This is a genomic window from Nocardia amikacinitolerans NBRC 108937 (genome assembly GCF_001612615.1).
Lineage (GTDB): Bacteria > Actinomycetota > Actinomycetes > Mycobacteriales > Mycobacteriaceae > Nocardia > Nocardia amikacinitolerans.
Window position 1 is genome coordinate 1 of record NZ_BDAU01000031.1, and the last position, 20,684, is coordinate 20,684.

17 protein-coding genes are annotated in these 20,684 nt (G+C 69.8%); 6 read left to right on the top strand and 11 right to left on the bottom strand.

Annotated features, from left to right (window positions below; genetic code table 11):
- Positions 1-697 (bottom strand): DUF6542 domain-containing protein (locus tag NAM01S_RS22500; protein ID WP_157107856.1); only part of this gene is annotated, 697 nt, incomplete at its 3' end.
- Between the two features lie 211 nt (positions 698-908).
- Positions 909-2,072 (bottom strand): DNA recombination protein RmuC, encoded by a 1,164-nt coding sequence (locus NAM01S_RS22505; protein WP_067788350.1) that lies wholly within the window; start codon positions 2,070-2,072, stop codon positions 909-911.
- 281 nt (positions 2,073-2,353) lie between these two features.
- Between NAM01S_RS22505 and NAM01S_RS22510 the strand changes: the two genes are divergently transcribed.
- Positions 2,354-3,541, top strand: coding sequence for an exonuclease SbcCD subunit D (locus NAM01S_RS22510; RefSeq protein WP_067788352.1), 1,188 nt, complete (start codon positions 2,354-2,356; stop codon positions 3,539-3,541).
- Positions 3,542-3,668: 127 nt separating this feature from the next.
- On the top strand, positions 3,669-6,818 hold the full coding sequence (locus NAM01S_RS22515; protein WP_067788353.1) for an AAA family ATPase: 3,150 nt from the start codon (positions 3,669-3,671) through the stop codon (positions 6,816-6,818).
- A 150-nt stretch (positions 6,819-6,968) separates the two neighbouring features.
- Here the strand turns inward: NAM01S_RS22515 and NAM01S_RS22520 are convergent, their stop codons facing one another.
- The 6 genes from NAM01S_RS22520 to NAM01S_RS22545 form a co-directional block, all read right to left on the bottom strand.
- A complete protein-coding gene (locus tag NAM01S_RS22520; protein ID WP_067788355.1) occupies positions 6,969-7,289 on the bottom strand; it encodes a type II toxin-antitoxin system Phd/YefM family antitoxin in 321 nt (106 codons plus the stop codon).
- A gap of 159 nt (positions 7,290-7,448) precedes the next feature.
- Positions 7,449-8,999 (bottom strand): MFS transporter, encoded by a 1,551-nt coding sequence (locus NAM01S_RS22525; protein WP_084483190.1) that lies wholly within the window; start codon positions 8,997-8,999, stop codon positions 7,449-7,451.
- Between the two features lie 279 nt (positions 9,000-9,278).
- The gene (locus NAM01S_RS22530; RefSeq protein ID WP_067788357.1) at positions 9,279-9,791 is read right to left on the bottom strand and encodes a methylated-DNA--[protein]-cysteine S-methyltransferase; all 513 of its coding nucleotides are present in this window, start codon (positions 9,789-9,791) and stop codon (positions 9,279-9,281) included.
- A 34-nt stretch (positions 9,792-9,825) separates the two neighbouring features.
- Entirely contained in the window at positions 9,826-11,442 is a 1,617-nt protein-coding gene (locus tag NAM01S_RS22535) for a DNA-3-methyladenine glycosylase 2 family protein (protein WP_067788358.1), read from the bottom strand.
- A 186-nt stretch (positions 11,443-11,628) separates the two neighbouring features.
- Positions 11,629-11,808 carry a YbdD/YjiX family protein gene (locus NAM01S_RS22540; protein ID WP_067788589.1) on the bottom strand — a complete coding sequence of 60 codons (180 nt, stop codon included), beginning with the start codon at positions 11,806-11,808 and terminating at the stop codon, positions 11,629-11,631.
- Positions 11,809-11,870: 62 nt separating this feature from the next.
- Positions 11,871-14,150 carry a carbon starvation CstA family protein gene (locus NAM01S_RS22545; protein WP_067788360.1) on the bottom strand — a complete coding sequence of 760 codons (2,280 nt, stop codon included), beginning with the start codon at positions 14,148-14,150 and terminating at the stop codon, positions 11,871-11,873.
- Positions 14,151-14,424: 274 nt separating this feature from the next.
- On the opposite strand from NAM01S_RS22545, the gene NAM01S_RS22550 reads away from it, so the two are divergent.
- Together NAM01S_RS22550 and NAM01S_RS22555 are read left to right on the top strand one after the other, a co-directional pair.
- Positions 14,425-15,714, top strand: coding sequence for an ABC transporter substrate-binding protein (locus NAM01S_RS22550; protein ID WP_067788591.1), 1,290 nt, complete (start codon positions 14,425-14,427; stop codon positions 15,712-15,714).
- Between the two features lie 58 nt (positions 15,715-15,772).
- Complete coding sequence (locus NAM01S_RS22555; protein ID WP_067788362.1) at positions 15,773-16,738, top strand: carbohydrate ABC transporter permease; 966 nt, start codon at positions 15,773-15,775, stop codon at positions 16,736-16,738.
- On the opposite strand, the gene NAM01S_RS22560 is transcribed toward NAM01S_RS22555, so the two are convergent.
- Positions 16,699-17,130 carry a hypothetical protein gene (locus tag NAM01S_RS22560; RefSeq protein ID WP_067788364.1) on the bottom strand — a complete coding sequence of 144 codons (432 nt, stop codon included), beginning with the start codon at positions 17,128-17,130 and terminating at the stop codon, positions 16,699-16,701. The genes NAM01S_RS22555 and NAM01S_RS22560 overlap by 40 nt on opposite strands.
- A gap of 21 nt (positions 17,131-17,151) precedes the next feature.
- Here NAM01S_RS22560 and NAM01S_RS22565 point away from each other — a divergent pair, with 21 nt between their 5' ends.
- Positions 17,152-18,048, top strand: a complete 897-nt coding sequence (locus NAM01S_RS22565; RefSeq protein WP_255284327.1) for a carbohydrate ABC transporter permease — start codon at positions 17,152-17,154, stop codon at positions 18,046-18,048.
- Between the two features lie 180 nt (positions 18,049-18,228).
- Here NAM01S_RS22565 and NAM01S_RS22570 read toward each other — a convergent pair whose 3' ends face one another.
- Positions 18,229-18,648 (bottom strand): VOC family protein, encoded by a 420-nt coding sequence (locus NAM01S_RS22570; RefSeq protein ID WP_067788365.1) that lies wholly within the window; start codon positions 18,646-18,648, stop codon positions 18,229-18,231.
- Between the two features lie 10 nt (positions 18,649-18,658).
- Positions 18,659-19,495, bottom strand: coding sequence for an AraC family transcriptional regulator (locus NAM01S_RS22575; protein WP_067788595.1), 837 nt, complete (start codon positions 19,493-19,495; stop codon positions 18,659-18,661).
- 174 nt (positions 19,496-19,669) lie between these two features.
- Here NAM01S_RS22575 and NAM01S_RS22580 point away from each other — a divergent pair, with 174 nt between their 5' ends.
- Positions 19,670-20,590, top strand: coding sequence for a quinone oxidoreductase family protein (locus NAM01S_RS22580; RefSeq protein ID WP_067788367.1), 921 nt, complete (start codon positions 19,670-19,672; stop codon positions 20,588-20,590).
- Positions 20,591-20,684 lie beyond the last annotated feature (94 nt).

Here is a 20,684-nt window from a genome sequence, read left to right on the forward strand (position 1 = left end):
GTCGCGCGCCGCGCGCCGCAGGTCGGCCGCGGCCGGTCGCGCCGACCCGGGGCGGGGCGTCGGCAACGGTCTTCGACGGACGGCGGCCGGGACGCGGCGGCTCGTACTTGTCGGTCACCGGATCCTCGTCCACTTCCGGCTGCGGCCTGCGCAGTCGGCGGCGCGCCGATTCCGCTGGCGCGACGTCCTCGTCGCGCTTGACGCTGCTGCGTCCCCAGCTCGAACCGCGCCGCGCCTCCTTGGAGCGCTCGGCGGCCGACTCGCGCCTGGCCACCATGATGCGCGCGCCGCCGATGGCCAGCACCAGCGCGGTGGCGAGCATCATCGTCGGGAACCGGTTCACCAGCGGGATGGCCAGGTTCAGCAGGATGTCCTTGAGGCCGGTCGAGATGCGGCCGGTCAGTTGCTGATAGGCCAGCGGGACCGCGAGGAAGAGCAGCAGCGGCGGCAACACCATCGCGGTGAACAGCCCGCGGAAGCGCACGGCGAGCACCGCGGCGACACAGCCGACGATATACAGCGTGGCGAAGCTGGCGGTGAGTTCGGCGTTGTCGCCGCTGGCATCGATCAGGAATCCCAGCAACGTGCACGCGACCGCGATCAGGACAGCCGCCCAGGCCGGGACTCCCGGCACCGAGGGCAGGACCGAACGTTGCGGCGCGGGCACCCGGGAACGCACACGTTGGGTAGCAGCCACGTTATGAACACTAACCGCCGTACCGTTCGGTGGGGTTACGGCGGGGCCGTTGCCGGGGCGACCGGATCGACTCGGCGGGCCTACCTCGGCCTTCGGACCACCCATGCGCGGGCTAATGACGGACTTCGTCCGGCTGCGTCGATCAGGGCGTACCTCCGCATTCGCTCCGGCCATGCGCGGGCTGGTGACGGACTTCGTCCTGCTGCGTCGATCAGGGCGAATCGTCGGCTTCGGCGAAGGCGACGGCCCGCGGTCGGCTGTCCACCCGCTGGATCACCGGAGCCTCCTGCTCGGCTATTTCGAGCTCGTGCAGTTTCCGCGCGGTGACCATGACTCGCGACTCGACCGAGGCGACCGCGTAATTGAACGCGTCCACCGCCTTTCCGAGTTGATTGCCGAGCCGGTCCAAATGCCGTCCGGTCATACCGAGGCGCGCCGAGAGCTCCCTGCCCAATTGCTGGACCATTGCCATATCTCGGGACACCGCCTCCTGTCGCCACCCGAACGCCACCGTCCGCAGCAGCGCGATCAGTGTCGTCGGAGTGGCCAGGATCACGTTGCGGCCGAACGCGTACTCCAGCAGCCCGGAGTCCGTGGTCAGCGCGGCATCCAGGAACGGGTCGCCGGGCACGAACAGCACGACGAACTCCGGCGCGGGATCGAAGGCCGCCCAGTACGCCTTGTCGGCCAATTGGTCGACGTGCGCGCGCAACTGCTTGGCGTGCCGCACCAGCAGGTCGGCGCGCACGTCGGGGTCCTCGGCGGTGCTCGCGTCGAGGTAGGCGTTGAACGGCACCTTGGCGTCGACGACGATGTGCCGGTCGCCGGCCAGGTGCACCACCAGGTCGGGCCGCACCGAACCGATGCGGTCCGGTCCGCCGTCGCCGCGCACCGCCCTGCTCACCTGCGTGGAGAAGTCGCAGTGTTTGGTCATCCCGGCGAGTTCCACCACGCGCTCCAACTGGATCTCGCCCCAGCGCCCGCGCACCTGCGGCGCACGCAGCGCGGCGACCAGCTGACCGGTCTGGCTGGAGAGCTGATGCGAGGTGCGCTGCATGTTCGCAACCTGTTCGCGAAGACCCGAGTACGCGTTGATGCGATGGTGCTCGACCTGCTGGATGTGCTGGTTCAGCGCGCCCACCGCCTCGCGCAGCGGTTCCACCATGGCGCCGACGGCGCTCGAATGCCTGCGCGCCGCATCCTCGTTCGCGGCCTGCAGCGACTGCCGCAGCAAACGCTCGTTGTCGGCGGCGGCCGCCAGTCTCGCCTCCGCGACCGCCGCCCGCTGCCCGGCCCGCGCACTGTGGCCCAGCCAGCCAACCCCGACCCCAGCGGCGAACACCAGCAGCAGCGCGAACAGCATCGGTGCGGTCATAGCGCAGATAGTGCCGCACGCCACCGACATCCGAGCAATCAGGCAGCGGCGGGTGCGGCTCGGGTACCGAACCAGCCGGAACGAACACGCATTCCCAGCCACCTCGAGGGCGAGTCTTACGAGCCCGTTCGCGGCCGTCTCGCGTCCGGGCGGTCGAAGCGCATGCGGCGAAGTCGCGAGTCTCGGCCGCCCGGACGCGAGACATAAGGGGCCGCGAACACGCCGCGCCTCAGGCGCGGCAAATTAGACACTGTCGGTGGGTGGCTCTACGGTTTCGGGCCATGCGGATGTTGCACACCTCGGATTGGCACATCGGGCGTACCTTTCACGGCGTCGATCTGCTTGCCGACCAGGCACGTTCGCTGGCCGCCGTCGCGGAGCTCGTGGCGGCCGAGTCGGTGGACGTGGTGGTCGTGCCGGGCGACGTGTACGACAGGTCGATTCCGAGCGCCGACGCGATCGCGGTGTGCAACCGGGGTTTCGAGGCGATCCGGGCCGCGGGTGCGCTGATCGTCGCGACCTCGGGAAATCACGATTCGCCCGCACGGCTCGGCGCTGGCGCGAGTTTCGCCGCGGCGGGTGGGCTGCACCTGCGCACTACCGTCGCCGATTCCGATCGGCCGGTCCTGCTGGCCGACGAGCACGGCGACGTGGCTTTCTACGGCATCCCGTATCTGGAGCCGGAGATCACCCGCGCCGAACTCGGTGTCCCGCAGGCTCGTTCGCACGCCGAGATCCTGGCGGCGGCCATGGGCCGGATTCGCGCCGACATCGCGACGCGGCCTGGCACGCGCACCGTGGTGCTCGCGCACGCGTTCGTGGTCGGCGGCGAGGCGACCGGTTCGGAACGCTCCATCTCGGTCGGCGGCGTGGAGACGGTGCCGCTCGGGGAGTTCGACGGCATCGATTACGTGGCGCTCGGCCACCTGCATTCGCCGCAGACGCTCTCCGAGTCGGTGCGCTACTCCGGCTCGCCGCTGCCGTACTCGTTCGCCGAGAGTTCGCATCGCAAGGCCGTGTGGATCGTCGACCTGGATGCCGACGGCCTGTCCGCCGTGCAGCGCCGCGACCTGCCGATGGTGCGCGGTCTGAGTCGCCTCACCGGAACGCTGGAGGAGCTGCTCGCCGACCCGGCGCACGAGGCGGCCGTCGACCATTACGTGTCCGCCACCCTCGTCGACCAGGCCCGTCCGATCGACGCGCTACGCAAACTGCGCGAGCGCTTCCCGCACGCCGTGCACGTGGAATGGGTGCGCCCCGACGGCAATCCGGAGCTGCGTTACCGTGAGCGGGTGCACGGCCGCCGCGACACCGAAGTAGCGCAGAGCTTCCTCACCGACGTCCGCGGTGCGCCGAGCGCGGGGGAGATGCAGTGGATCGAGCGTGCGCTGGCCGCCGCCGTAGCCGAGCCCGAGCGGGTGTCCGCGGCACCCGCGCAGCTTCCGCTCTCCGGCGAGCTGAGCGCATGATCGCCGTGAGCAGGTCGCGCGGAAGCGCGCTGAGCGGACGACGGTTGTCGGCGGTTGGTGAATTGCGTGCGGCCGCGCGCAGTGAGTGCTGCGGGGGCGCGCGGAGGGTGTGGCGCGAGGCCGCCGCATGAGGCTGCATCGGTTGGAGATGACCGCGTTCGGACCGTTCGCCGACACCACGGTCGTCGACTTCGACGCGCTCGGCGCGGACGGGCTCTTCCTCCTGCACGGGCAGACCGGCGCGGGCAAGACGACCGTCCTGGACGCGATCGCCTTCGCACTTTACGGCCGGGTGCCCGGCGCGCGCGGCGAAAGCAAGCGCCTGCATTCCGATCACGCGCCGGAACAGACGCCGCCGCAGGTCGTGCTCGAGGCGACGCTGGGCGGACGACGCTTGCGGCTCACCAGAATTCCCGAGTTCGAGCGACCCAAGCTGCGCGGCACCGGCATGCGCACCGATCCGCCCAAGGCCACGCTGACCTGGTTGGACGGGCGTGGCGAGAACCTCTCCCGCATCCCCGACATCGGCGACGAGATCATCCGCCTGCTCGGTATGAGCGCCGACCAGTTCTTCCAGGTGGTGTTGCTGCCCCAGGGCGACTTCGCGCGTTTCCTGCGCGCCGACAACGAGGATCGCGAGAAGCTGCTCGAAAAGCTCTTCGACACCGAGCGTTTCGGCACGGCCGAGCAGTGGTTGGCCGACAAGCGACGTGCCTCGGCGGCCGAATTGGAGTCACGTAGGCAGGGCATCGAACGGCTGACCGCGCAGATCCGCGGCGCGGCGGGCCTGAGCGTGACGGAGTCGGTCGGTGCGTTGGAGGCCGTTGGGTGGTCGCAGGATCTGCTCGCAACGGCCCGCACCGATCTGGCGGAGGCAACCGCGGAAGCCGAACGCTGCCAGCAGGATTCGGCCGAGCTGCGCAAGTTCGCCGACGAGCAGCGGCGGCTCGCGGACCTGCGGCGCCGGATGGAGACCGCGCGCGCCGATCTCGACAATTACGCGGCTAGCGCCGAGCGTCGTATCGCTCTGCGCGCGGAACTCGAAGCCGCCCGTCGCGCCCAGCCGGTAGCTGAGGCGATCGATGAGGCACGCGCCGCCGTCATGACCGCGCGTCGTCGTGACAACGAGGCGAGCGCCGCCGCAGCGCGATTGGCGTCCGCACTGCGTGAGCCTGCCGCAGCCGATCTCGGCGGTATCGAGCTGATTGGTTCGGAAGACGCTGAGGCGGAAGCGGATTCGGACGAGGCCCGTTCGACGATCAGATCCGACGCGGATCTGGACGCCGTAGTGCGCCGCTGGAGCGCCCAGATCGGCGCGCTCGACGAGGTGCGGGCCGACGCATCGGCAGCCGACCGGCTGCGGCGCGAAATCGATGAATTGCGAACCGAATCCACCGCGCTAACCCAGCGGATGACCGACCTGACCGGTCGACGCGAGCGTCTGCCCGCGACGATCGCCGCGGCCGAGGTCCGAGTCCGCGAGGCGACCGAGGCCGCCGCCACGCTGCCGTCGCTGACCGCCGAATGCGAACGGCTCCAGGTCGCCGCGACCGCAGCCGTCGAATTAGCTGGTCGCAGAACGGATCTGGATCGCGCACGAATCGAGTTCGAGACCGCCCGCACCGCGCACAACGACGCGAAGGAGCGGGTGCTCGATCTGCGCGAGCGCCGCCTGGCTGGCATGGCCGCGGAACTGGCGGGTCAGCTGGTCGACGGGGAGCCGTGCGCGGTGTGCGGCGCGGCGGACCATCCCGCCCCCGCCGAGCCCGCGCCGAGCGCGGTATCCAAGGAAGCCGAGGACGCGGCGGTAGCAGCCGAGCGCACCGCCGAGGAGAACCGCGACCGTGTGCACGCCCGAATCACCGGGCTGGAACGCGAGATCGAGGCGCTGACCGCTCGCGGCGGCGACACCGACCGCGTTGAGCTCGCCGCCGCGCTGCGCTCGGCGACCCACCGCTACGAAGACGCCGCCGAACTAGCGGCACTGGTCGACGGATCGACCGCCGAACTCGCCCGCCTGCGCACCGAGGAAACGCGCCTGCACGACGACCTGCGCGCGGCCGAAGCCGGGGCGAGCACCGTGGCCGCCCGCATCACGTCGTCGGTCGCCCGCCTCGCGGAACTCACCGAACGCCTGCACGCCGCCGCGGGCGCCGACGAGACCATCGACCGCCGCCGCGCCCGCCTGAACGAACTCGTCACCGCCGCCACCGAACTGCGTGGCGCGCGCGCCGCGGCGGCCGCGGCACGCGAGCAGGTCACGCTTGTCGCGGATCGCGTCGAAAGTCTCGCGCGCGCAGCGGGATTCGTTCCCGAGGGTGAACAGCGCGACAGCGGCCGTGGTGCCGATTCGGCAGACGAGGTCGCCGACCCCACGGGTAGCGCGCCCGCCCGCGACGACGTCGCGCTGCTCACCGCCTACGCGCGCGTCGTCACCGCCGCCTCGCGAACACCGCAGCGGCAGCAGGAGATCGACGCGGAACTCGTCGCCGCCGAGGAGGTCCGCGCGCACGCGGAGAAGGTGCTCGCCGAACCCGAGATCCAGGCCGCGGCGACCGCCGAACCGGGCGACTTCACCGAGCTGGAACGCGCACTCGCCGACGCGCAGACCAGGCTGAACGCGGCCGTCGCCGCGCAGGCCGAGGCCGGACGCCGCGTGCAACTGCTGGAGGAACTCGGCGGCCAGCTGTGGACCGAGGTGGATCGGATCGCGCCCCTCCAGCGCACTCACGAAGAGCTGGCCGGGCTCGCGGAAGTGGTCGCGGGCCGCGGCGAGAACAACCGGCGCATGTCGCTGCGCTCCTACGTGCTCGCCGCGCGCCTCGAGGAAGTCGCCCTCGCCGGTTCGGTGCGGTTGCGCCGAATGTCCGGTGGCCGTTACGAATTCGTACACTCCGACAAGGCGGGTCCGCGCGGCAGACGCGGCGGTCTAGGCCTCGACATCCGCGACGACTACACCGGCGCCGTCCGCCCCGCCAAAACCCTCTCCGGCGGCGAGACATTCATGGCGTCCCTCTCGCTGGCCCTCGGCCTTGCCGACACGGTCGCCGCCGAATCCGGCGGCCTCGTCCTTGACACCCTCTTCATCGACGAAGGTTTCGGCGGCCTCGACGCCGATACCCTCGACGCCGTCATGGGCGTCCTCGACGAACTCCGCGCCGGCGGCCGCGTCGTCGGCATCGTCAGCCACGTCGACGAAATGCGCCAACGCATCCCCAGCCGCCTCCATGTAATCCGCGGCCGCACCGGCTCCCACCTCCAAACCACCGTCGCCTGACCACCGCCGCCCTCGCCACGGAGCGCCGCCTCGCCCCCGACGCCGACTTCGAAACAGACGCCACGGCAATCGATTTGAACGACCACTGGGTCGTGCCGCGAGGCAGCCTCCAAGGACACAGTGGTATCGACAGATCCGAAGGTAGCGATGTCATTCGCTGTCGCCGACCGCGAACCGCCCGAGCCGGTGTGCGCGGTCGTACGGGTCGTAGTCCGAGTCGTCCACCGCCTCGGTGGATTCGGCTGCCCAGTCGTGCGCGGTGGCGGGCAGCCCTACGAAGGCGGCGAGCACCTCGTCCTGCGGCACGGCGGTCCCTCGGCGCCGGCGGTTGTGCGGGATGAGGTCCGCGACCGGGGCGCCGTCGACCATGATGGTGTACGAGCGGCCGCAGCGAACATCCCGCAGTACGTCGCCGACATTGTTGCGGAGTTCGCGCTGCGGGATCTCGGGCAGTTCGGCGGGGCCGGACACGACACCAGGTTAGCCGCATACCAGCCGACTGCCACGGAGTTTCTGGACCCGCGCTACGAGTAGCCCGAGCACTCTGCCCGGTGGCCAGCGGTCGATGACGCGCTGTCGGCGGCGGCATCGACCTGCCCAGCGTAAGTGCTGCTTTCGGTGTCCAGCGACCTACCGCCCGCCGGTGTGTTCGATGCCGCCGGGTGCGGTGTTTGCCCGGCCCTCGGCTGGTGTACCCACCGCCTTACCGCTGCTCGGAGTGTCCGCGGTCGTGCCGCCTTCGGCTGTGCCGTTGGAACGGCCGACCCGCGCGCTTCCCGGCACCGCTCCCCTCGTCCGCAGCAGAACCACTGTGAGCACCACGCCGAGTGCGGCCAAAGCGGCGGCGGTGGCGAAGGCTGTGGTGAGGCCGGTGCGGTAGGCGGTGTCGGGGGAGGTGGTGGCGCGGGCGGTGATCAGGTCGGCGAGCAGGAGGAGGGCGGTGACGCCGAGGCCGGAGCCGACGCGTTGGGCGGTGTTGACGATGCCGGCGGCGATGCCGGCGTCGGCGGTGTCCACCGAGGTGACGGCGGGTGCGGTGACGCCGACGAAGGCGGCGGGGAGGCCGATTCCGAGGAGGATCGCGCCGGGGAGGACGTCGATCGGGTAGTCGGCGTGCGCGGGGAGGCGGGCGAACCAGCCCATGGCGACGGCTTGCAGCGCGAGGCCGATCGCCAGCACGCGGGCCGGGCCGAGGCGGTCCATGAGGTAGGGGATGAAGGTACGGGAGGCCAGGATGTTGACCGCCGCGACCGGGAGCACCGCGAGACCGGAGCGGGTCGGACTGTAGCCCTGGGTGTTCTGGAGATAGAGCGCGAGCAGCGCGAAGGTGGGCACGTGCGCCGCGCCGACCAGTGCGTTCACCACCGCCGACCCGCTCACCTGACGAATGGTGAAGAGCCGCAACGGCATCAGCGGATGCGGGCTACGTGCTTCGACCACCACGAAGACAGCGAGCAGCGCCAGTCCGAGCACGAGCAGCCCGGCCGCGATCCCGCGAGTATCCGCGTCGCCGAGCGCGCCGATCGCGTAGCCGATGAGCAGCAGCGCCGTCGTGCCGGTGAGCGCGCCGGGAACGTCGAGCCTGCGCGCCCCTTCGTCGGCGCGCGCGGTGTCGGGCGGCAGCAGTCGAACACCGGCGAGCGCGACGAGCCCGACCGGAACGTTGACGAGGAAGATCGACGGCCAGCCGAACGCGTCGGTCAGCGGCCCGCCGACCGCGGTGCCGATCGCCGCGCCCGCCGCACCCATCGCACTCCACACCCCGAACGCCCGGTTCCTGGCCGCCTCCGCGGTGAAACTCGCGGTGAGCAAGGCCAATTGGGCCGGGATCAGCACCGCCGCGCCGACGCCCTGCAGGGCGCGCGCGGCGATCAACAGCGCCGCGGACTCGGCGAACCCCGCCAGCGCGGAAGCCGCGGTGAACACGATCAACCCGCCGGTGAACACCCTGCGCGGTCCGAGCAGATCGGCGGCCCGCCCGCCGAGCAGCATGAACCCGCCGAACGCCAGCAGGTACGCGTTGGTGACCCACCCGAGCCCGGCCTCGTCGAGGCCGAGATCCGCGCCGATAGCGGGCAGCGCCACGTTCAGCACGGTGGTGTCGAGAAAGACCACCAGCTCGACGACGGTGATCAGCAGAAGGACCAACCGTTCCCGGCGGTCGAAGACTTTCGCGGCCATGAGCCGTCCTCTCGCTAGAGCTTAACTCTAGTGAGATTGTCACTAGAGTCGAACTCTAGTCAAGAGCTTCGACGACTCGGACGCAGATCGTCCGCGGTCATCCCAACGGCCCGAGGTGCGCGGCGAGCGTCGACGGCGGCGACAGCAACCGCGAGTTCCAGGCCGCCACCCCATCGCACCGACTGCGGACGGTCGCGGCCGACGCCTAGAACGCCCCCTCGAACACGAAAGCGCCGACCACCCAACTGGATGACCGGCGCATACGCTCGCGCGAATCTCTCACCCCTCGTGATCGAGCAACCACCTCTTCGCGTCCAACCCCCACCGAAACCCGCCGAGCGCCCCACCGATCCGCAACACCCGATGGCACGGCACGAACAACGCCGCCGCGTTCCGCGCACACGCGTTGGCCGCGGCGCGGGTCGCCTCCGGCCGCCCGGCGATGGCGGCGAACTCGGTGTAGGTCACCGGGTCTCCGGCGGGCACCTTCCGCAGCACGTCCCATGCGTGCATGAGGAACTCCCCGGACCGCTGGCGCACCGGAACGTCGTCGATGGCGTGCACCTCCCCGCGGTGATAGGCGACGATGGCCTCGGTGACGGCGCCCAGCGAATCCTGTTGGCGCAGAACGGGTGGACGCAGCATCGGATGGATCAGCAGGCGCAGGTTCTCCGCGTCGGCGGTCCAGCCGGAGGCCAGCACCGCGCCCTCGTCGTCGGTGATCGCCGTGAACGGGCCGATGGGGGTGTCGACGACGGCGAAGTCGGCGGCGCGGGTCGTTCCGATGGTCATGATGTGCTCGCTTTCGATGGTGCGGCAGGGATGGTCATTCGGTCGTGCGTGCCGAGCGGACCGGCCGCTTGGGTGCGGCCGAGCGCCTGCTCAGCGCGGTCTTCCACAGGTGCATGGACAGATACGAGCGCCACGGCGCCCAGCGTGCGGTGTCACTCAGGTCGATGCCGAGCAGGTCCGCGCCCTGCCGGACGACCAAGTCGGTGTCGAGCAAGATGTCGGGATCGGCCAGCAGGCGCATCGTCACGTAGTCGGCGGTCCACGGCCCGACGCCATCCAGTGCCAGCAGATCCCGGCGCAGGTCCGCCGCGGTGCGACCGGCGTGCAGTTGCAGATCTCCCGCGGCGAGCGCGGCGGCGGCGCCGATGATCGAGCGGACGCGCCGCGCCGGGCCGGTCAGCACCTCGGCGCCCCGCTCGGCGATGACGGCCGGAGTCGGGAACAGCCGCGGCACGGGCCCGTCGACTGATTCGCCGAGCGCCGCCACCAGCCGCGCGGTGTGGGTGGCCGCCGCCGACACCGAGATCTGCTGCCCGATCATGGTGCGCAACAACAGTTCCGGGCCGTCCAGGCAACCCGGCACCCGGATACCTGGGGTGAACAGCAGCCGTCCACGACCGTTGTGCGCGGCGGGTTCGTCGGAGGCCGGGGCGCTGCCGATATCGGGCAGGGTGTCGGTGGCGAGGCGCCGCGCGTCGTCGGTGTCGAACGCGTCGGCATGAGCACCGAGCGGTGTCGCGCCGAGCACCTCGTCGATGCCGACCGGGTCGGCGTCCAGGTCGAGCAGGTGCCGCAGGCGCGCCACGGTCGGCGCGAGATCGCGCATGTCGTGCAGCGCGAGTTCGGCGCGCACGTGATCGTCCCGGAAGCCGATCCGCGCCGTCGCGTGGCCGTGCGGGGTGCGCAGATTCCTGGTGTAGACGCCGTCTTCCCAGGTCTCCATGCCCGGCGCGACGTGCGCGGACAGGAACCACTCCAGCCACGCGCGGTCCAGCGGCTCGCGGAACGGAAGACGAAGTGAGAGTGTGCCGTTCGCCGTCGGCGCGGGCTGTGCCGGGTCTTTGCGCGCGCGCTGCGCCTCGGTGCGCATGGTGGTCGGGCTGACCGCGAACACCTCGCGCACGGTGTCGTTGAACTGCCGGATGCTGGCGAAACCCGCCGCGAACGCGATGTCCGACATCGGCATGGCGGTGGTCTGGATGAGCAGCCGCGCGGTGTGCGCGCGGTGTGCCCTGGCCAGCGCCAGCGGTCCGGCGCCGAGCTCGGTGGTGAGCACTCGGGTGAGCTGGCGCTGGGAGTAGCCGAGCGTGGCGGCCAGCGCGGGCACCCCGCCCCGTTCGATGACGCCGTCGCCGATCAGCCGCATGGCGCGGGCGGCCAGATCGGCCCTGGTGTTCCACAGCGGCGAGCCGGGCGCCGCATCCGGCAGGCAACGGCGGCACGCACGGTATCCGGCGTGCTGCGCGGCCGCCGCCGTCGGCAGGAAGCTGACATTGGCCCGCTTCGGCGTGATGGCCGGACACGAAGGGCGACAATAGATTCCGGTGGTGCGCACCGCCGTGAAGAACTGACCGTCGAAGCGCGAGTCGCGCGTCGACACCGCCCGATAGCACTGCTCGAAGTCCAACGCCGTGATCGTCACGCAATCCACAATGGCAGCTCCCACCGCCCCGTGCTAGCGGAAATCAGCCACCACCCACCCGCCATCGCCGCCCCCTCGACAGGCCCCAGGCGCGACGCTTGTTCCCACACGCCTTCCATACGCCTCGCACAGCCGGTGCCTATGTGCGGCGCGTGGAAAGTGTGTGGCACGGGTTGTTGGATCGCGCCAGGGAGGTCAGCAGCAGCGGTTGGTGGGGCTGCGGTCGGCTTCGGCGTGGCGGTCGCGCCAGTATTGGCGCTCGGTGGGGATGGGGCAGTCCGGGTGGTTGCGTTGGAGGTGCGCGACGTAGCGCTGGTAGTCCTGGCCGCCGAGGATCGACGAGAACCACCAGACGATCGCGCGCACCGCGTCCAGCACACGCCTCGGGAGGGCCGGTCGCGCTGACCTGCCCTCCCGAGGCGCGAGCGATTCGCTCATTACGCGGGCGCTTCCGCCTTGGCCGCGCCGTGCGCGTGGGCCGCGCCGGGTGCGCGCACCTTGCCCGCCGCGATCAGCTCGTCCCATTCCTTCTGCACGGCCTTCTCCGTCGGAGTGGCGAAGAACCCGCTCGGCGCGAAGATCTTCGACGGCTCCTCCGGCGACTCGGTGGTCTCGCCGCCGCCGGAGCGCCAGGCTCGGAAGCACACCAGCGCGCCGACCACCGCGACGACCAGCACCAGCGCGGCGAACACGATCGAGAGCGTGCCCTGGATGAAGGTGTTGCGGATGACGGTGTCCACGTCCTCCGGCGTCTTCGCAGTCAGGCAGAGCTTGCCCGCCTCCTGCGCCTGCTGGCACAGGCTGTGCTGCTTCCAGTAACCCACCTTCGGGTCGGCGGAGAAGATCTTCTGCCAGGACGCGGTCATCGTCACGATCAGGTCCCAGGCCAGCGGGATGCCCGGAATCCAGGCCCACTTCGCCAGGCCCTTCTTCACGATGATGGTCATCACGACGGTCAGCGCGACGGCGGCGAGCAACTGGTTGGCGATGCCGAACAGCGGGTAGAGCGCGTTGATGCCGCCGAGCGGATCGGTGACGCCCATCAGCAGGATGGAACCCCACGCCGCGACCACCACGAACGAGCACAGCCACGCGCCGACCCGCCAGGACGGATCCTTGAACTTGCGCAGCGGTCCGCCGAAGTTGCCCAGCGCGTCCGAGGTCATGAACCGCGCGACACGGGTGCCCGCGTCGATCGTTGTCAGGATGAACAGCGCCTCGAACATGATCGCGAAGTGGTACCAGAACGACTTCATGCTCTCGCCGCCGAGGAACCGGTGGAACACCTCCGAGATGCCGACCGCCAGGGTCGGCGCGCCGCCGGTGCGCGAGATGATGGTGTTCTCGCCGACGTCCGCTGCGGCGCCGGAGAAGGTCTCCGGTGTGGCGGGCGGTCCGGCAAGGCCGAGCGAATTGGTGTACGCGGCGGCCTTTTCCGGGGTGCCGCCGGTCAGGCCGAGCGGCGCGTTCATGCCGAAGTACAGGTGCTGGTCGATGATCGAGGCGGTGATGATGGCCATCACGGCGACGAACGACTCCATCAGCATGCCGCCGTAGCCGATCATCCGCGCGTGCGATTCCTTCTCCAGCAGCTTGGGTGTGGTGCCGGAGGAGACGAGCGCGTGGAAACCGGAGAGCGCGCCGCAGGCGATGGTGATGAACAGGAACGGGAACAGGCTGCCCGCGAAGGCGGGACCGGTTCCGGTGGAGGCGAAATCGGAGATCGCGGGCGCCTTCAGCACCGGCATGGTGATCAGGATGCCGACCGCGAGCAGGCCGATGGTGCCGATCTTCATGAACGTCGACAGGTAGTCGCGCGGCGCGAGCAGCAGCCACACCGGCAGCACCGACGCGAGGAAACCGTAGGCGATCAGCAGCCAGGCGATGGTGGTCCTGGAGAGCGTGAACCAATCGGCGCCCCAATCGGTTTCGGACACCCAGCCGCCGGAGACGATGGCGAGCAGCAGCAGCGCGATGCCGATCGCGGACACCTCGCCGACCTTGCCCGGCCGCAGGAACCGCAGGTACACGCCCATGAACAGGGCGATCGGGATCGTCATCGCGATGGAGAACACGCCCCACGGGCTCTCGCCGAGCGCGTTCACCACGACCAGCGCGAGCACCGCGAGCAGGATCATCATGATCACGAGAATCGCCACGATCGCCGCGACGCCGCCGATCGCGCCGAGCTCGTCACGCGCCATCTGGCCGAGACTGCGCCCGCGCCGCTTGGTGGAGGCCCACAGCACCAGGTAGTCCTGCACCGCGCCCGCGAGGCAGACGCCGACCACGATCCAGATGGTGCCCGGCAGATAACCCATCTGCGCGGCCAGCACCGGACCGACCAGCGGACCGGCGCCCGCGATGGCGGCGAAGTGGTGCCCGTAGAGCACCCGCCGGTCCATCGGCATGAAATCCTTGCCGTTCTCCAGGATTTCGGCGGGGGTCGCGACGTCGTCGCGCGGCTTGGTGATCTTCCATTCGATGAATCGCGCGTAGAAGCGGTAGGCGATGATGTACGTACACACCGCCGCGATCACGATCCAGACCGCGTTGACGTTCTCACCGCGCGCTATGGCGAGGATGGCCCAGGCGAGGGCGCCGAGTATCGCGATCCCGGCGAAAACAGCCTTCTTGGCCGGGGTTATCGGGGACCGATCGACCACACCGACCGGTGGCAGGTCGGGATCGGTCCGCAGATATTCGATTGTCGCCATCTGCCTACTCTCCTGTGAAACGCGCAGGATCTCGTCGTGCGGGATCTTGCTGAAGCACGTGACAACGTAACCGATCGCCGATCGCCACTGCGCGGATTCCGGCCATCGATGGACGACCGTTAAATATTGTTCGTGTGTCGGCCGTCACGTCGGTTATAGCCGGACGTATGCTGCGATGCTGTTCGTCACACTCCATGTCCGCCCGAGGAGGGCTGTGCTGGATTCGACTTCGCGTTCTTCCGCAGCGCGCCCACCGGTTGTCCCCTCGCGCGGGATTCGCAGGCGCACCCTGCTCGGCTCCGCGCTCGCCGCCCCGTTGCTGGCGAACGCGTGCGGCTCCGACGACGACGCGCTGACATTCTTCTTCCAAGCCCGTCCCGAGGAGGCGCGCGTCCGGCTGCGCATCATCGACGAGTTCCGCAAGCGGCACCCGGACATCCCGGTGCGCACCATCATGTCGGGTCCTGACCCGTTGCAGCAGATGCTCACCTACTGCGCGGGCGGCAAATGCCCCGACGTGCTGATGGCGTGGGAACTGCTCTACGCGGGACTGGCCGAGCGCGGCGTGCTGCTCGACCTGAACACACTGCTCGACCGGGACCCGCGCTACGCCGAGGAACTGCGCCGCGACAGTTTCCCCACGCTGTACGACACCTTCACCTACGACGGCGGCCAGTACGCGCTGCCCGAGCAGTGGTCCGGCGTGTTCCTCTACTACAACCGCGCGATGTTCGCCGAAGCCGGGCTGACACCGCCCGCCCGCTGGAGCGACGCGTGGAGCTTCGCGGAGTTCCTGGACGCGGCGCGCGCGCTCACCCGCCGCGACGGTGACGGGCGCACCAGGCAGTGGGGTTTCGCCGACGCGTGGGTTCCGTACTTCTCGGCCGCCTGCTTCGGGATGAACAACGGCGCCGAATGGTTCACGCCGTCGGTGAATCCGACCCGCACCAATCTCGGCGACCCCCGCTTCGCGGAGGGTTTCCAGTTCTACGCCGATCTCGCGGTGCGGCACCGGGTCGCGCCGAGAGTGGCCGACCAGCAATCGGTTTCGGCTCCGGACCTGTTCCGGCGCGGACGTGCGGCCATGGCGCTCGGCGGGCACTGGCTGTACTCCGAATTCGCCGGAAACGACGGCGTTCCCATCGATCTGACCGTGCTTCCTGTCGGACCGAACGGCGGACCGGGCGCGATCACCGACGTCGGTTGCACCGGACTGTCCATCGCGGCCGACAGTCCGCGTATCGAACAGGCCTGGGAATTCGTGAAGTTCGCGACGGGTCCGGTTGGCCAGGCGATCGTGGCGGCGTCCGGTTTGTTCGTTCCGGTGTTGAAATCCGCCATCGCCACACCGGGATTCGCGGCGGCGCACCGTGAGATCCGCAATCTGGACGTGATGACCGACGGCCCAGCCAGTTCCCGTCCGTTGCCGGTGACGCCGATGTGGGGCAAGGTGTCGGCGCTGCTCGAACGCGGCGGAAACCGGGTGCTGCGGGGTGCGGCGACGGCGCAGTCCCTGGGCGGACGGCTCGCCGCGGATGTCGACGCGTTGCTGGTGGCGCCATGAGCGAACGTAATCAGCGTGCCTCGCGAATGTCGGATCCGAGCGTCGGCGAGGCGAAGGCATGAGCACTTCCGTCGACGACACGGTGGTGAAAGCGGCCGATGACGCGCCGCCGCCGCGCGCACGGGGTACGGCGCGTCCCGGTCGGCTCGCGCGGCGACGCGAACGCGCCGGATGGTTGTTCATCGCGCCGAATCTGTTGGCGGTTCTTGTCTTCCTGCTGTTCCCGCTGGGGTTCTCGCTCTATCTGAGCTTTCACTCCTGGGATCTGTTCAGCCCGCCGCGGTTCGTCGGAACGGCGAACTATCGGCGGCTCTTCACCTCCGATCCGCTGTTTCTCATCGCGCTGCGCAATACCGCGGTGTTCACCGTGCTGACGTTGCTGCCGACGGTGGTGATCGGGTTGGTCGTCGCGGCGGTGCTCAACCGGAAGGTGTTCGGAATCGGTCTCTTTCGCACGATGGCGTTCCTGCCGCTGGTGGCTTCGACGGTGGCGATGGCGGTGGTGTGGCGGTTCATCTTCACTACCGACGACGGGCTCTTGAACATCGTGCTCGGTTGGTTCGGCGTCGACCCGGTGCCGTGGTTGACCGACCCGGACTGGGCGCTGGTCTCGCTCAGCATCGTGACCGTCTGGAAGAGCGTGCCGTTTGCCACCGTCATCCTGCTCGCCGCCATGCAGGGCGTGCCGGAGACGCTGTACGAGGCAGCCAAGATCGACGGCGCGGGAGCGGTCCGCCGCTTCCGTTCGGTGACGCTGCCGCTGATCCGCGGGCCGCTGTCGTTCGTCTTCGTGATCACCGTCATCAACTCGGTGCAGGCCTTCGACCAGGCGTACGCGCTCACCGGCGGCAACGGCGGGCCGGAGACGGGCACCTATCTGCTCGGGATCATGTTGTTCCAGCACGCCTTCGGGTTCTACGAGGTGGGTTACGCCTCGGCGCTGGCCTGGGTGATCTTCGCGATCCTGTTGGTGCTGACGGTTCTTCAGTTGCGCCTGTCTCGGCGGGAGGAGGCGGAGTTGTGAACGCGTTCAGCGGGATTCGACGGATGATGGGCGGGCGTCGTCGTGGCGCGGCGGGGATCATGCACGCGGACGAGAGCCATGCGGGGACTGGTGGCGCCGGTTCGGGTGTGGACGCGGGCGCAGATGCTGGCGTGAATGGGATGGAGGTGCGCGCCGAGGGTGTGGGCGCTGGCGTGTGTGGTGATGGGCAGGCGGGCGAGCGTGATGGCGGTGCCGGCGTGGACGCGGGGCGTGCGGGTGCCGGTGATGCCGGTGCGGGTGTGAATTCGGCGGGTGCGGGATCGGGTGCTGGTGATGCCGGTGCGGGCGTCGATGCGATGCGCGCGCGCCTCGGTGGTGTACCCCGGGGAGGCGTCGGAGGTGCGGCAAGTGCGGGCGCTGTCGGTGCGCACACAGGCCAGGCCCGAGCGGGGATGGGCGAGGCGGATATGGGCCAGCAGCGTGCGCGCGGCGGTGACGTGGCGGACGGCCGCGCACAGCGGGCGGCTGTGCGCAGGCTGGTGCGCGGTGTCGGGATCTACGCCGCGCTCGTCGGTGTCGCGTGGTGCGCGCTGGCGCCGATCCTCTGGGCGTTGTCGGGTTCGCTGAAGCGCGACGGTGAGATCACCGAACCGACTGTGCTACCGGAGGATCCGCAGTGGTCGAACTTCGGCCGCGTGTTCGAGCTGTTGCCGATGGGACGGATGCTGCTCAACACCACCGTCTACGCCGTGTGCGTGACAGCGGGGCAGGTGTTCTTCTGCTCGCTGGCCGGATACGCCTTCGCGCGCTTGCGTTTTCGCGGCAGCGAGGCGTTGTTCCTCGCCTATCTGGCGACGCTGATGGTGCCGCTCACCGTTACGGTCATCCCGCAGTTCCTGCTCATGCGCGCCTTCGGGTGGGTGGACACCGCGTGGTCGATGATCGTGCCCGGCCTGTTCGGCAGCGCCTTCGGCACCTATCTGATGCGGCAATTCTTCCGCACGCTGCCAACGGAATTGGAGGAAGCGGCGATCCTCGACGGCTGCTCGACCTGGCAGGTGTACTGGCGCGTGCTGCTCCCGCACACCCGCCCGGCCCTCGTGGTCCTCGCGGTGCTCACCTGGATCACCGTGTGGAACGACTTCCTCTGGCCGCTGGTGATGATTCAGCGCAACGAACTGGCGACGGTCACCCTCGGATTGGTCCGCTTGCAGGGGCAGTACTACTCCCAGTGGCCGCTGCTGATGGCGGCCGCCGTCGTCATCCTGCTGCCCCTGCTCGCCGTCTACGCGATCGGTCAACGGGCGTTCATCCGGGGCATCAGCTTGTCCGGCCTCGGTGGGCGGTGAGATCGGTCGGCGCGTGGACCGCGGCGAGCTGCCCGAGTTGTGCAGACAATGAAATCGATGGGCGTTCAGCGAAATGGCTACCGCAGCCGCGACGAGAGGCCGGTGGCGGCGAACCAGCCACCGCCACCGGCGCGGTAATGGTGCGCGGGACCCGTCGTGCGGCACCGGTTTCCAGCGTGCTCACTCACCCCAGTAGGTGCCGAAGCTCCAGAGGTTGCCCTCGGGGTCGCGGACGGTGAACCCGCGCGATCCGTAATCCTCGTCGCGCAGCCCGCGCACCACCTCGGCCCCGGCCTTGGTGGCACGCTCGAAGAGCTCGTCGGGCTTGTCGCAGACCACATAGATCGAGTCGTTGCCGGGCTTGCGCTGCCCGAACGGGGTGTCGTCCTTGTCCGCCGAACCGAACATGATGCCGCCGCCGAGCGGCCAGCGCAGTTCGGCGTGCTCGACGATCGACGGATCGTCCTCGCGGGCGTAGACGGCCGAGACCTGGAAACCGAAGGCGTTCACCAGGAAGTCGGTCATCGCCCGTGCGTCGCGGAAGGCGAGGCAGGGCCAGATCGCGGTGCGTGTCGTGGTGTCTGTCGTGGGATTCGTCATGGCTCCAGCCTCATCCGCCGAGGCCCGGCTCGTCTTGGACGGATGGAATCTCCTCGGCCAGCCAGGTGGTCGGGCTGCATCCGGCGAGGTCGAGGAAGTCGCGGTTCAGGTGGGCTTGGTCGTAGTAGCCGCAGGTCGCGGCGACCTGGGCGATCGAAACGAACGACGGTGTGTGTTCGATCATCCGCCTGGCCCGCTCGAAACGGGTGACGCGGGCGGCGAGCTTCGGGCTCAGTCCGAACTCGGCGCCGAACTTGCGGGTCAGATGCTGGCGGGTCCAGCCGATGCGCTCGGCGAGCGGGCCGATGCTCGCGGTGCCGCCGCTGGCCACCACCGCGTTCCAGGCCCAGCTGAGCTCGGGGATGACGAGACGGTCCGGGCAGGCCAGGCGCGTCAGGATCTCGTCGCAGATCGCGAACCGCCGCGACCACGGTGCGTCGCCTTGGAGGCGTTCCCACAGCTCGTCGCCGGTCGGGCCCGCGACCTCGGCGCATTCGAGCGAGATGTTCCAGATCTCCGCGGCGGGCAGGCCGAACAGCGTCCGGCAGCCGAGCGGGGTGAGCGCGATGGCCACACCCTCCTGAGTCCCGTTGTGCGCGATGGCCGCCGAACTCGCCTGCAATCCGCTGAGGACACAGCGATAGTCGCGCGGCTCCTGGGCCGGATCGGTCTGCGCCACAACATCGATGGTCGGTCCGATGGCGACGATGAACGTCATGTGGCGCGACGGCAGGCCCCGGTGCGTGCCCGGCCGGTATCCCGTCATCCGGTAACCGAGGTAGTGATCGATGAACGCCGCCAGCGCGGGCGCGGGGCGGGCCGTCACCACCTCCGTGGTCGGCTCCATGTGGCTCACGGTACGCCCGCGCGGGCCATTCGCGTACCGATCTCGCGGCGCGCGAACGTGGCGCACGCCGCGCTCCAGGGGGCGGTGAGATCGCGCACACGGGGCGCCTCGGGTCTGTGAGTTCGGGTTGCTGCCCGGTTACCGTTACGCCTTCAGATGAGGAGTGGAGGTGTCATGCGTCGAATCCGATACGAGCGCAGTGGTGGTCCCGAGGTGCTCGAGCTGGAATCGGCCGAGACACCGACACCCGGGCCCGGCGAACTTCTGGTGAAGGTGCACGCCATCGGCGTGACCCTGCCGGTGGTGCGGAAAGTTCGCGAACAGCGCGAGCCGATCCCGCTCGGCGGCGAGATCGCGGGCGAGGTGATCGCCGTTGGCGACGGCGTCACCGACTTCGCGCCCGGCTACCGCGTCACCGGTCTGTGCTTCGGCCACGGTTACGCCGAGTACGCCCTGCTGCGCCAGGAGATGGTGTCATCGATTCCCGATGGAGCTTCCGCCATCGATGCGGTCGCGCTGGTGCGCAGTGGTCTGATCGCGCTCGGTGCGCTGGACGCCGCGAAGCCAGAGTCCGGTGAATCGGCGCTGGTCACCGCAGCGGCGAGCGGCGTAGGGCACCTCGCCGTTCAGCTGGCGCGGGTGCGCGGGGCCAAGCGGGTGGTCGCCGCCGTCTCCGACCCCGCGAAGGGCGAGTTCCTGCGCGAACTCGGCGCCGACGAGGTCGTCGTCTACGGGGAGCCGTGGGGCGAGCCCGTGGATTATGTGCTCGACGCCGTTGGTGGCGAACTGCTCGGCCCCGCCCTCGCGGCCCTCGCGCCCGGCGGCCGCCTCGTCGCCTACAGCTCGGGCGGCGGCACCATCCAGGCCTACGACCTGCTGGCCGGCGCCAAAGCGGTGATCGGCTTCCAGATGGCGCGGGTCGCGCGCGAGATGCCGGAGGTGTACGAGCACTGGCGGCAGGAGCTGTGGCAGTACTTCGCCTCCGGCCAGGTGCGTCCGGTGGTGCACGGGGAATTCGCGCTGGAAGACGCGGCCGCCGCGCACGCGCTTATCGAGGCGCGCGCCAACCACGGCAAGGTCGTGCTCGTCCCCTGACCGCACCACGACGACCGAAGGTGACCCCCAGCCCGCTCGGCCGACCGGATGTCACCTTCGATCGGCACGCGACAGGCGCGAGAAGGGCGGAGGT

What these genes read in the sequence shown, in the direction of transcription:
- NAM01S_RS22505 (WP_067788350.1), bottom strand. Translation starts at nt 2,072, where the DNA reads ATGACCGCACCGATGCTGTTCGCGCTGCTGCTGGTGTTCGCCGCTGGG.
- NAM01S_RS22510 (WP_067788352.1), top strand. Translation starts at nt 2,354, where the DNA reads ATGCGGATGTTGCACACCTCGGATTGGCACATCGGGCGTACCTTTCAC.
- NAM01S_RS22515 (WP_067788353.1), top strand. Translation starts at nt 3,669, where the DNA reads ATGAGGCTGCATCGGTTGGAGATGACCGCGTTCGGACCGTTCGCCGAC.
- NAM01S_RS22525 (WP_084483190.1), bottom strand. Translation starts at nt 8,999, where the DNA reads ATGGCCGCGAAAGTCTTCGACCGCCGGGAACGGTTGGTCCTTCTGCTG.
- NAM01S_RS22530 (WP_067788357.1), bottom strand. Translation starts at nt 9,791, where the DNA reads ATGACCATCGGAACGACCCGCGCCGCCGACTTCGCCGTCGTCGACACC.
- NAM01S_RS22545 (WP_067788360.1), bottom strand. Translation starts at nt 14,150, where the DNA reads ATGGCGACAATCGAATATCTGCGGACCGATCCCGACCTGCCACCGGTC.
- NAM01S_RS22555 (WP_067788362.1), top strand. Translation starts at nt 15,773, where the DNA reads ATGAGCACTTCCGTCGACGACACGGTGGTGAAAGCGGCCGATGACGCG.
- NAM01S_RS22565 (WP_255284327.1), top strand. Translation starts at nt 17,152, where the DNA reads ATGGGCGAGGCGGATATGGGCCAGCAGCGTGCGCGCGGCGGTGACGTG.
- NAM01S_RS22570 (WP_067788365.1), bottom strand. Translation starts at nt 18,648, where the DNA reads ATGACGAATCCCACGACAGACACCACGACACGCACCGCGATCTGGCCC.
- NAM01S_RS22575 (WP_067788595.1), bottom strand. Translation starts at nt 19,495, where the DNA reads ATGGAGCCGACCACGGAGGTGGTGACGGCCCGCCCCGCGCCCGCGCTG.
- NAM01S_RS22580 (WP_067788367.1), top strand. Translation starts at nt 19,670, where the DNA reads ATGCGTCGAATCCGATACGAGCGCAGTGGTGGTCCCGAGGTGCTCGAG.